General features: G+C 66.9%; 9 protein-coding genes. 3 read left to right on the top strand and 6 right to left on the bottom strand.

From position 1 onward, the window contains the following. Positions 1-3: 3 nt before the first annotated feature. Genes AAEO60_RS12490 through AAEO60_RS12505 form a run of 4 tightly spaced genes read right to left on the bottom strand, consistent with a single transcriptional unit; the run spans position 4 to position 4930 of the window. A complete protein-coding gene (locus AAEO60_RS12490; RefSeq protein ID WP_341674039.1) occupies positions 4-651 on the bottom strand; it encodes a hypothetical protein in 648 nt (215 codons plus the stop codon). Beyond that, on the bottom strand, positions 642-1688 hold the full coding sequence (hemH, locus tag AAEO60_RS12495; RefSeq protein WP_341674040.1) for a ferrochelatase: 1047 nt from the start codon (positions 1686-1688) through the stop codon (positions 642-644). Before hemH ends, AAEO60_RS12490 begins: the two co-directional genes overlap by 10 nt. Further along, positions 1685-3958 (bottom strand): molybdopterin cofactor-binding domain-containing protein, encoded by a 2274-nt coding sequence (locus AAEO60_RS12500; RefSeq protein ID WP_341674041.1) that lies wholly within the window; start codon positions 3956-3958, stop codon positions 1685-1687. The genes hemH and AAEO60_RS12500 overlap by 4 nt, the downstream gene beginning before the upstream one ends. 3 nt (positions 3959-3961) lie before the next feature. Further along, a complete protein-coding gene (locus tag AAEO60_RS12505) occupies positions 3962-4930 on the bottom strand; it encodes an Mrp/NBP35 family ATP-binding protein (protein ID WP_341674042.1) in 969 nt (322 codons plus the stop codon). Between the two features lie 136 nt (positions 4931-5066). On the opposite strand from AAEO60_RS12505, the gene hflK reads away from it, so the two are divergent. The 3 genes from hflK to AAEO60_RS12520 all read left to right on the top strand — a co-directional run bounded on the left by hflK (position 5067) and on the right by AAEO60_RS12520 (position 8784). Then, entirely contained in the window at positions 5067-6245 is a 1179-nt protein-coding gene (hflK, locus tag AAEO60_RS12510) for a protease modulator HflK (protein WP_341674043.1), read from the top strand. A 1-nt stretch (position 6246) separates the two neighbouring features. Further along, positions 6247-7083, top strand: coding sequence for a protease modulator HflC (gene hflC, locus AAEO60_RS12515; protein WP_341674044.1), 837 nt, complete (start codon positions 6247-6249; stop codon positions 7081-7083). 174 nt (positions 7084-7257) lie between these two features. Then, entirely contained in the window at positions 7258-8784 is a 1527-nt protein-coding gene (locus tag AAEO60_RS12520) for a Do family serine endopeptidase (protein ID WP_341674687.1), read from the top strand. 303 nt (positions 8785-9087) lie between these two features. On the opposite strand, the gene AAEO60_RS12525 is transcribed toward AAEO60_RS12520, so the two are convergent. Continuing rightward, the gene (locus AAEO60_RS12525; protein ID WP_423970177.1) at positions 9088-11325 is read right to left on the bottom strand and encodes a transglycosylase domain-containing protein; all 2238 of its coding nucleotides are present in this window, start codon (positions 11323-11325) and stop codon (positions 9088-9090) included. Positions 11326-11428: 103 nt separating this feature from the next. Next, a complete protein-coding gene (msrB, locus tag AAEO60_RS12530; RefSeq protein WP_341674045.1) occupies positions 11429-11839 on the bottom strand; it encodes a peptide-methionine (R)-S-oxide reductase MsrB in 411 nt (136 codons plus the stop codon). Positions 11840-11924: the final 85 nt, after the last annotated feature.

The raw sequence follows: 11924 nt of genomic DNA on the forward strand, positions 1-11924 counted from the left end.
GGCTCAGCGGATCAAGCGTCCTTCCTCAGCGAATTCCAGCCAGGCCAGGTCCATCACGTGGCGCACCAGCGGCATCAATCGCTCCGGCTGGTTGCAGCCGATATTGACCGAGGAGAAGCTGTAGTCGCTTCCTTCGGCGCGTTCCATCTCCAGCAGCTGGCAATGCATGTACAGCTCGCCACCGTCCCATGTGCCGACCGAATGCTCGAAGGTGCCGGTCGACTCCGCCAGCGCGTTGAAGCGCGCGAGGTCTTCGGCAGACAGGTCGCGGCGGTGCGGCTCCAATGCTTCCCACCCGCTGCGCACGCCGTCTTCGCCATAGCCACCGCCGCCGAATTCGATCCATGCGCGGCCATCGTCGCGCTCGCTGATCACGGCATAACGGAAAAAGCTCGCGTGGCCGTGGGTGAACGTGAAGCGCGTAATGCGGGCAATCCCGTCGGGCGTGCCCTGCCATAGTGGCCCTTGCCCGGCATTGCACAACTGGCCTTGCGACCAGCCGGCATAGGCCGTGCTTGACCAGACCTCGGCGGGCAGCAGGTTGCACTGCGGCCCGGCCTGCTGGTGCGTGGCAGAGTTGCTGATGGCAGAAGGCGTGGTGCAGGCGCACAGCAGGCACGCCAGCAGGCCGCCGCCGAACCTCAGATCCATCCGCCCAGCTCTCGGCGGATGATCGTCTCCAGCATGGCCATGCCCGGCTCGCTGGTATTGAGGCACGACAGGGTGGCGAACTGCTCGCCGCCCGCTTCGAGGAACTGTTCCTTGCCGCGGATCGCCAGCTCTTCGAGCGTTTCGAGACAGTCGGCGGAGAAGCCCGGCGCAGCAATGGCCAGCCGCTTGGTGCCCTTGACCCCTTCTTCCTCCAACGTGGTGTCAGTCGCGGGTTCCAGCCACTTTGCGCGGCCGAAGCGACTCTGGAATGTCGTCACCATGCGCAGGTCCGGGTACTTGCCCGTCTGCGCCATGGCCTCTTCCAGCAGGCGTGCGGTCTTGCGGCAATGGCAGTGGTAAGGATCGCCGAGGTCGAGCGTGCGCTGCGGCATGCCGTGGAAGCTCAGCAGCAGGACCTCCGGCACGAAATCGAGCGCATCGAGCTGGCGGCCAAGGTCCGTGGCGAGCGCGCCGATATAGGCCGGATCGTCATGGTAGGGCGGCAGGGTGCGCAGGCTCGCCTGCCAGCGCCGCTCGCGCAGCCAGTCTGCGGCCTTGTCGACCACGGTGGCGGTCGTGGCAGCGCAGTACTGCGGATAGAGCGGGGCGAGCAGGATCCGTTCGCAGCCACCGTCCATCAGCGCTTCGAGCGCTTCGGGGATCGACGGCTTGCCATAGCGCATGGCCCATTCGACCGTGACACCCCCGTTGGTTTCGGCACCCAGCCGTTCCTGCAAGCCGATCGCCTGGTCCGCCGTGATGGCGGCGAGCGGGGAGCCCTTGTCGGTCCAGACCTCGCGATAGGCCGCCGCGCTCTTGGCTGGGCGGGTGTTGAGGATGATGCCGCGCAGGATCGGTTGCCAGACCAGCGCGGGGATCTCGATCACGCGCTTGTCCGAAAGGAATTCGCCAAGGTAGCGGCGCACCGCGCCGGTTTCGGCTGCCTCGGGGGTGCCGAGGTTCACCACCAGCACGCCCACCTTGCCCGATTTCACCGGCGGATGGTCCGCCGGTAGCTGTTGCTCTGTCCAGGTCATACCAGGGCCGATAGCAGCGGCAGGCGCCGCAAGCGAAGCCCTGTTGCGCTGAAAAATGCATTGGCCACTGCCGGGGCGACTGGCGGCACGCCAATTTCACCAGGGTCGAACGGGGCCTCTTCGCTGTCGACCAGCTCCACCTCGATCTCCGGACAGTCGGACAGGGCGGGAATGTCGAGCGATGCCAGCCGCTGCTGCGTCGGCAGGCCTTGCGAATATTCGGCTCCGCAGCCCAGCGCCATGGCGAGGCCGAAGACCAGTCCGCCTTCGACCTGCTGCAAGGCGATGTCGCGGTTGACCACGCGGCCCAGGTTGGCGCTGGCAAACAGCCGCCGCACGCGTACGCCGCCTTCGCCAGCGCTGGCTTCGGCCACAACGGCAATGCGTCCGACCGCGTCCCCCAGCTGCATCCGGTGGCAAGCGATCCCCTGCCCGCTGCCGGGCGTGCCGCCATCCCATGCTGCCAGCCGGGCGGCGCGCTGCAGGACGTCAGCCAACTGCGCGTCCTGCCCCAGCATGGCGATGCGGTAGCTCATCGGCTCGCGTTCGTGCCGGTGGGCCAGTTCGTCGATAAAGCATTCGCGCATGAAGCAGGTCACGCCGTCGGCCTGCCCGCGCATCGGTGCCGTCGGCAGCAGCAGGCTGACCGGCACATGTTCCACGGAGACGTCGGGAATGTTGTAGGGCGGCGAGAGGCCCGCCACGGCCATGGGATCGGCCTCGCCTTCCAGCGCATCGATCGCAGCCCAGGTCACCTCGTTGTCGAACAGTCGTCGGCCGAATTCGCGCATTGTCGGCGGGCTGGCGACCCGCGCGCGAAGGCGGCGGATATTGCCCGAATCGTCCGTCTCTGCCGCCATCACCCCGGCCATGGGCGCGCGCGGATAGCTGGCGGCCAGTTCCTGCCAGCGCGACCAGGTCAGCTGCACCGGCTGGCCCGCCTCCCTCGCCAGCAGGGCGACCTGGATCGCCACCTGGTTGTCCAGCCGCCGGTCGAAACTGCCGCCTGCACCAACGGGGTAGAGCACGACATCGGCCGCGCTCATGCCCAATGCCTTGGCCGCCGCCGCCCGTGCGGCTTCGGGCGCCTGCGTCGGCAACCACAGTTCCAGGATGCCATCCTGCAAGCGGGCGGTGGCCGTGCTGGTCTCGATGGTGGCGTGCACGCCCGGCGCGGCGTCGTAACGCAAGGCCAGGTCGAAGTCGTATCCGTCGATGCCATTGCCGCGCTTCTCGATCACGGCGCCGCCCGCCGCGCTCAAGGCATTGGCCAGCATGTCTTCCATGCTGGTCGTGTTGATCGGGCGTTCGACGGCAAAGCGCGGGGCGATCTTCTGTAGGGCCTGTTCGGCAGCCCACCAGTTGTCGGCAATGGCGGCCAGCCAGCGCTTCGATTCGACCAGCTTGACCAGCCCGCGCTGCCCCGCTGCACGCGCAGCATCGTATTCCAGCAGTTCGCACTTGTCCTGCGGGCCGTGGCGGATCGCGGCATAGACCATGCCCGGCAAGCGCACATCGCCGGCAAAGACATAGGTGCCGTCCACCTTCGAGGGCAGGTCCAGCCGCGGGAAGGCGAGCGGCAGTTCGCGCTCGGCCACGCCCTCTGCCGGTGCGCGTTCGGCAGGTGCCGCGGGGCGCACCGGCGGCGGATCGGGCGGGTCGTGGCGGCCAGCCTCCAGCGCCAGTTCGGCGAAGCTGGCGGAATTGGCCCCATGGTAGATCACGCCGTTCTCGGCACGGCACTGTTCCCACGAAACGTCCCAGCGCTCGGCCGCGGCCATGGCCAGCATGGCCCGGGCGGCGGCGCCAGCCTCGCGGCAGGCCCGCTCGTAAGCGGCCAGGGTGGTGCCGCCAGCGGTTACGGTAAAGCGGTTTTCCTGTGCCCAGTTCCGCAGCAGCAGGTCGTCCGGCTCGTCTGCCAGCGCGGGGATCATCGGGCGCCACAGCGGAGACCAGGCCGCGGCCAGCGGGACATTGGCATAGGCTCCGCTGACGGGGGCAGGCTCCACCGCCACTTGCCGCCAGTCGGCGCCGAGTTCCATGGCGACGATCTGCGGCAGCAGGGTGGTGACGCCCTGCCCCATCTCCAGCTGCGGCACGGCGACGGTGACCACGCCATCCTCGGCGATCTTGAGCCAGGCATCGACGGCGATCTCGCCGTCACCCGGCTGCAAGGGATTGTCGAAGCTGCGGGGTACGAGGGTCCAGGCCACCAGCAGGCCGCCGCCGACGGCGGCCCCTGCCAGCAATCCGCGCCGCGTGACCTTCATGGCCTAGCCCTGGCTACCCGCCAGGTAGCTGGCGACCTGCGCCGCGATCCCCGAGAAGTGCGGGCCGTGCTGCGTCTCGTTGGCGGCAGGCGGCTGGCCGGTATCGCTGGCCACGCGGATTTCCATCGCCAGCGGGACGCGGCCAAGGAACGGCACGCCCAGCGCCTGCGCGGCGCTTTCGGTGCCACCTTGGCCGAAGGGCGCGCTGACCGCGCCGCATTCCGGGCAGAGATAGCCTGCCATGTTCTCCACCAGACCGATGATCGGCACCTTGGCCTGCTTGAACAGGTCGATCGCGCGGGTTGCGTCGATCAGTGCGAGGTCCTGTGGGGTGGAGATCACCACGGCGCCGGCAGGCTTGAAGTTCTGCAGCATGGATAGCTGCACGTCGCCCGTGCCCGGCGGCAGGTCCACCAGCAGCAGGTCCGTGTCACCCCAATCGGCTTCCATCAGCTGTTCCAGCGCCTTGCCGACCATCGGCCCGCGCCAGGCAATCGCGCGGCCCGGTTCGATCAGCTGGCCCATGGACAGCATGCTGACGCCGAATTCGGTCTGCACCGGAATCAGCGTCTGCCCTTCGGCGCGGACCTTCTCGTTGGCCGTGCCCAGCAACAGGGGCTGCGAGGGGCCGTAGATGTCGGCGTCGACCACGCCCACCTTCATGCCCGACCTGGCCAGGGCCACGGCGAGGTTGGCGGTCAGGGTCGACTTGCCGACACCGCCCTTGCCCGATCCGACCACCACGATCTTGCGCTCGCGCTTGTCGGCCATCAGCGCCACGCGCACTTCGTTTACCTCGGGCAAGGCGCCCACGGCCTGTTCCAGCTCGCGCTGCAATTGCGCCATGGCGCTGCGGCCTAGGCCGCTGGCGTCAGCGACAATGGTGGCGACCCCCTCGGCGAATTTGGCCGAGCGGATCATGCCGGAAAGTTCTGCGGGGATGGCGGATTTGATGGCTTTTTCACTACTCATGGGGCGGTGGACTAGCGTGTCGCCGCGCCGAGGTCAGCATTATTGCTCACCAGACCCCCTGTTTTTTGGTGAAAGCGTTCCTATAGAGGAAGGCATGACAATTTTGGGCGGGTTTTTCGAAAGGTTTGGCCTCGCAATGGCCGGCAAGCGCAATCCCTGGGGCAAGCCCCCGGGCGGTGGTGACGGTGGTGGCTCCGGCGACGGCGGCAGCGGTGACGCTCCCGAAACCGGCGGCGAAGGCAGCGGCGGTGGCGATGCGCCTCCTCCGCGCGGGCCGCGCAATCCCTGGCTGCCCGGTGGCGGCAACGATCGGGGACGCCGTTCAGCCAATATCGAGGATATCTTCAAGGGTCGTGGCGGCCCGCGCCGCGGTGGCGGCTCCGGTGGCGGAGGCGGCGGACCCAGCTTCCGCATCCCGCAACGCCCCGACGGCAAGAGCTGGTTCCCCATCGCCATGGCGGCGATTCTGGGCGTCTGGATCATCGCCACCTCGATCCACTTCATCCAGCCGCGCGAACAGGGAATCGTGACCTGGATGGGCGGGCAATATTCGCGCACGCTCAATCCCGGCACCGAGTACACGCTCCCCTGGCCGATCCAGATGGTCGAGGTCGAGAACGTTTCGGTCATTCGTCGCAACACCATCGGTGAAGGCGAGGAAAACCTGATCCTGACCGGTGACCAGAACCTGGTCGACCTCAGTTATCTCGTGCGCTGGAACATCAGGGATCTCGTCAAGTTCAAGTTCCAGCTGGCTGACCCGACGGAGACGCTGCAGGATGCCGCCGAATCGGCGATGCGCGCTGCCGTGGCGGAAACCGATCTCGACACCGTGCTGTCGGGTGCAGGCCGCGAGCAGGTGGAAACCCGCGTGCGTTCGCGGATGCAGGGCATTCTCGACACCTACGGTGCCGGTATCCAGGTACAGGGCGTGGAAATCGCCCGCACCGAGGCTCCGCAGCAGGTCATCGAGGCGTTCAACGACGTGCTCGCCGCGCGGCAGGACGCCGAACGCAACCTCAACGACGCGCGCCGCTATGAACAGCAGGTGCTCGCCCGCGCCGAAGGTAGCGCGGCCGAATTCAACGAGATCTACGAGCAGTATCGCCTCGCACCCCAAGTGACGCGGCGACGCCTCTATTACGAAACCATGGAGGCCGTGCTGCGCGATACCGACAAGACCATCATCGAAACCGAGGGCGTGACGCCGTACCTGCCGCTGCCCGAAGTGCAGCGCCGCCGGAACGCGTCGCAGGGGCCGACGCTGACGGTGACCCCGTCCGAAGGCCAGCAAGCCGCGCAGGGAGGGCAGTAACATGTGGCAGCGCTACAAGAGCCTGATCATCCTTGCCGCAGTGGCCGCCGTGGTTGCCATGAGCTCGGTCGTGATCGTGCCGGAAACGCACCAGGCCGTGGTGATCCGCACCGGTGAACCGGTCCGCGTCATCAACCGCTTCAACCCGGACCAGGAGTACGGCGAAGGCGCTGGCCTGACCTGGCGCATCCCGATGTTTGAACGGGTGCAGATGGTCGATAGGCGTATCCTCGCCCTCGACATGGAAGACGAGACCGTGCTGTCGGAAGACCAGCAGCGCCTCGAGGTCAACGCCTATGCCCGCTACCGCATCTACGATCCGGTGCTGTTCGTCGAAACCACGGCGAGCGAGGACCAGCTGGTCAACCAGCTCGAACCGATCCTTACCTCGGTGCTGCGGCAGGAGCTGGGTCGCAACTCGTTTGCCGACTTGCTTACACCCGAACGCGGACGTGCGATGACGGCGATCCGCAATGCGCTGGACCGGCAGGCCCGCCAGTATGGCGCGCAGGTGATCGACGTGCGCATCATGCAGGCTGACCTGCCTGTGGGCACACCGCTGGATGCGGCCTTCAACCGCATGCGGTCGGACCGGCAGGAAGAAGCCGAGACGATCCGTGCCGGCGGTCGCCGCGATGCGCAGATCATCGAGGCCGAAGCCGACGCCCAGGCCGCGCGCATCTATGCCGAGGCCTACAACCAGGACCCGGGTTTCTATGACTTCTACCGCGCCATGCAGTCCTACCGCATGACCTTCATGTCGGGTGACGGCGAAAGCGCGATCATCATGAGCCCGGACAACGAATACCTGCGGCAGTTCCGCAACCCCGGACAATAGGCGAGCTATCGCTGACCGGATGCAGGCTGTCGATTACATCTGTCGTTAAACGCGTGTTCAGCCGCACTGGAGTGTGTGGCGAGCCTCGGGACGAGAGGACTTGAAACCAATCCGGCCGCCGGGTTTTTCCGGTAGGACCGCTTGAGACGAAGGACATATAAGGACGTGAAGCCTGTGCGATACTCCTATGCAATCACTTCGGCCCTGCTTGCAGGCGGGGCAACCGTTACCATGCTGACCGGCTTTCCCGCCGGGGCGCAGGTGGCCCAGAACGACCGCATCCACATGGAAAACGCGGTGCCAGTGGGCGGTGCGCCCGCAAGCTTCGCGGACCTGACCGAGGTGCTGCAGCCTGCGGTGGTCAACATCTCCACCCGCCAGTCGATCACCATCCCGCCGTCGCAAAACCCGTTCGACCAGTTCTTCAACCGCCGCGGTGGTGGAAATAACGGTCCGACCACGCGCGAGGCCCAGTCGCTGGGTTCGGGCTTCATCGTGTCGGCCGACGGCTATGTCGTTACCAACAACCACGTGGTTGCCCCCGACGCACGGGCGACGCTCGAAGAAGTCACCGTTACCCTGCCCGATGGCACCGAATATCCGGCAGAACTGGTGGGCACGGACCCCTCGTCGGACCTTGCGGTGCTGAAGATTACCCGCGCGCAGCCGTTCCCCTTCGTCCGCTTCGGCGACAGTTCGCAGGCGCGTGTGGGCGACTGGGTGATTGCCATCGGCAACCCCTTCGGCCTCGGCGGCACTGTTACCAGCGGCATCGTCTCCGCCGTGCAGCGCACCACCGGCCAGGGCGGCGCATTCGACCGCTACATCCAGACCGACGCCTCCATCAACCGCGGCAATTCCGGCGGCCCGCTGTTCGACATGCAGGGCAATGTGATCGGCATCAACAATGCCATCCTCTCTCCCTCGGGCGGCAGCGTCGGCATCGGCCTTGCCATCCCGGCAGAGGACGCCTCGCCGATCGTGCAGGCGCTGATCGCCGGCGAGGAAATCCTGCGCGGCTATATCGGCGTGCGTATCCAGGCGGTGGATGACGACATCGCCGAGGCACTGGGCATCGAGGAAGATCGCGGCGAGCTGATCCAGAGCGTCCAGCCCGGCGAAGCTGCCGAAGGCGCCGGCCTGCGCGCCGGCGACGTGGTGATCTCGGTCAACAACGAGGACGTGACGCCCGACAACACCCTGTCGCGCATCGTCGCCAATATCGCTCCCGGCACGCGCGTGCCGCTGGTCTTTATTCGCAACGGTGAACGCAACCGCGTGACGCTGACTGTCGGCCGCCGTCCCAGCGACGAGGAACTGATGCAGCAGCAGATGTTCCAGGGCGATGACGAGGATACGCCGCAGGACAACACCCCCGACAAGGGTGCCGGCCTGATGCAGGAACTGCTCGGCATCGACGCGGTCGAGATCACTCCGCAGATCGCACGCCAGCTGGGCGTGGCGGACGATACCACGGGCGTTGCCATCACGGGCGTCGACCCGAGCTCGGACGCCGCGCGCCGCGGCCTCGCCCGCCGCGTCATGATCCTAGGTGCCAACGGCCAGTCGATCGCCACCGTGGAAGAGCTGGAAGCGATCCTCTCCGACGCACAGGCAGCGGGCCGCGAAGCGGTGCTGCTACGCCTGCAGGCGCCGGGCGGCCTGACCCAGTCGGTGCCCGTACGGTTCATGGATCAGTAGGTTGGTGCACCCGCTTCCGCGGGTGCATCCTCGCTAGATTGATTGTCTCATGAGCCTGCCTCCGCAGGCTCGTCCTCGGTGCAGTTCGCTCCGCCCTTCGGGCTACGCGGCACCTGCGGGTCGCGCGCGTGCGCTCGGTCGGTCGCTGATCGCGACCGAGAATAGTGCCAGCTAGCTGCGGTTCACCAATACCGAGAGTAGCGAAGGCAAGGGCGACTGCCCGCCCGCAGCGGGCGCGCAGCGAAGCGGAGCGCGTCTAGCGAGGACGCACCGACGGAGGTCGGTGCGCAATACAAACTTCCCCTAATCCCTGCGCTCTGAAATCATCGCATCGACAGCCCGCTTCCGGTTGGGCTTGTCGTCCGGCACTTGCCGTCCGGTAGCCCTTTCCAGGAAGTCATCGCTCGCCGCCGGCGGGGCCTCGCGCGAGCTGGAGCCGGAACCGGAGCCCGACTGGGCCGGTCGCTCGGTATTGCGGCGCGGATCGATGTTCTCGCGCACCACGTTCTCGCCTTCGCCTTCGACGCCGAAGGCATCGTCGAACTGCTCTTCCGTGCTGCGTGGCTCGACCAGGTTCCCCTGGTCGTCGATGTAGAAGTAATAGTCGTCGTTCTCGCCGTAATAGAACTCGTCGTCCGGCTCGAGCTGCCAGGCCGGGAGCTGCAGGTCGGTATCGAATTCCTCCACCGGCCGGTCACGCACGGCGTAGCGCATGTAGGCAGCGAAGGCGCGTGCGGGCGCGGTGCCGCCCTGCAGACCGGGAACGCGGCCATTGTCGTCGCGGCCCATCCACACGCCGGTGGTAATGCCGCTGGAGAAGCCGACGAAATAGCCGTCGCGGCTGGAATTGGTCGTGCCGGTCTTGCCCGCCACGGGCCGGCCGATCTGCGCCGCACGCCCGGTACCGGTGGCCACCGCCGTCTGCAGCAGGTCGGTGATCCCGGCGGCGACGTAGTCGGGCACCAGGGTATAGGGCCGCGCGCTGCGGTGGCGGTAGATCTCCTCGCCGTCTGCCGTGGTGACGCGGATGATGCCGTAGGGCTCGATCGACTGCCCGCGCGCAGAGACGGCGGCATAGGCGCGGGTCATGTCGATCAGCCGCACCTCGCTGCTGCCCAGCACCATGGCCGGATAGGTGGAGATGGGCGAGGTGATGCCGAACCGCCGCGCCATGCTGGCTACGTTGGAGAAGCCCACCTCGTTGCCCAGCTGCGCCGCGACCGAGTTCTTGGAATAGGCAAAGGCCGTGCGCACGTCGATGTCGCCGGCATAGGATCCGCCCGAATTGCGCGGCGACCAGCCGTCGATGGTCACCGGCACGTCCTGCACGTGGTCGTCAGGCCGGTAGCCCGCTTCCAGTGCGGCGAGGTAGACAAACAGCTTCCACGACGATCCCGGCTGCCGCAAGGCATCGGTTGCGCGGTTGTAGTTGGACGTGACGTAATCGGTCCCGCCGACCATGGCGAGGATCGCCCCGTCACGGTCGAGACTGACCAACGCCCCCTGCGCGCCGTCCGGCGCGTTGGACTGGATCGCGGTCGTGGCTGCGGCCTGCATGCCGACGTCCAGCGTGGTCCAGACCTCGATCGGTTCGAAATTGTCGTCGGGCAGCAGCAGGTCGAGCTGCGGCAGCGCCCAGTCGGTGAAATAGCGCATCGAGTTCTGCCCGACATCCTCGCGCAGGTTCACCGTGTCGAGGTTCACGTCACGCGCCTCTGCCGGATCGAGGTCACCATAGTTGACCATCTGCGCCACCACCACGTTGGCACGGTCGACCGCACGTTGCGGATCGGCGGTGGGGGAATAGCGGCTGGGCGCCTTCACCATGCCCGCAATGATCGCCGCTTCCTCCAGCGTCAGTTCGCGCGCCGAGTGGCTGAAGAACCGGCGGCTGGCGGAATCGATGCCATAGGCACCCCCGCCGAAGTAAACCCGGTTGAGGTACAGCTCGAGGATCTGCTCCTTGGAGAAGCGCCATTCGAGCGCCATGGCCAGCACCGCCTCGCGGATCTTGCGATCGAACGTGCGGTTGGAATTGAGGAAAACGTTGCGCGCCAGCTGCTGGGTGATCGTGGAGGTGGCGCTCACCTGCCGGTCCTCGGCGAAAGCGTTGTAGACCGCGCGCGCCAGGCCCATCGGATCGACGCCGAAGTGCGAATAGAACCGGTGGTCTTCCACCGAGACCATGGCGTGCTTCATCACATCGGGAATTTCGTCAGCTGTCAGCCACTGGCCATAGCTCGGCCCCATCTCGACGATCTGCGAGCCGTCGCGTGCGCGCACCACGATGGTCTGCCCGTGCTGGCTTTCGCGCAGCGCGGCGTAGGATGGCAGGCTGCGCGAGGCGAAGTAGACCGCCGTGGTCAGGGCAATCGCGCCCAGCAGCGCGGCAAGGGTGCCGACCAGGAAAAGGCGCTTGGTCCACATCCACAACCACGGCTTCCAGCCACCTGCCCGTGCTTCACGCTCGCGCGCTGCCGAAGCCGCCTTGCGCGACCGGTACCCTCGTTTGTTGGAGCTGGTGCCCCGCCGCCTGGCCATAAGCCGTCAATTCCTGTCAGCAGGCGCCCGGCGCCCGGCAATGTCCCGTTTCCGGGGAGTCATGCATAGGGCAATGCTAATCCAGCGTGAACGGGTCACGCGCTCAATCGCCTTGGTTTTCCTCCGGTTCGAAGGCCAGGGCGGCGGAATTGATGCAATACCGCAGCCCTTCGGGGCCGGGACCGTCGGGGAAGACATGGCCGAGATGGCCTTCGCAGTTGGAACAGACCACCTCGGTGCGCACCATGCCGTGCGACACGTCCTGGTTCACCTCCACCGCCTCGGCAGCAGCGGGCGAGGTGAAGCTGGGCCAGCCGGAGCCGCTGTCATACTTGGCATCGCTCACGAACAGTGGCTGGCCGCAGCCGGCGCACCTGTATTCGCCCGCGGCCTTGTTCTTCTCGTACTTGCCGGTGAAGGCCCGCTCGGTGCCCGCCTCGCGCAGGATACGATACTGCTCCGGCGTCAGCTTCTCGCGCCATTCGGCTTCGGTGAGGGTGATTTTCTGGGCCATCTGTTTTCCTTTCGCTCGCGCCTCCGCGCGAGCGTCCGCGGCGCTGTTCGCTCCGCTGCGCTGCGCGGCACCTGCGGGCGGGCGG

The sequence above is a fragment of the Aurantiacibacter gilvus genome (assembly GCF_038289935.1).
Lineage (GTDB): Bacteria > Pseudomonadota > Alphaproteobacteria > Sphingomonadales > Sphingomonadaceae > Alteraurantiacibacter > Alteraurantiacibacter gilvus.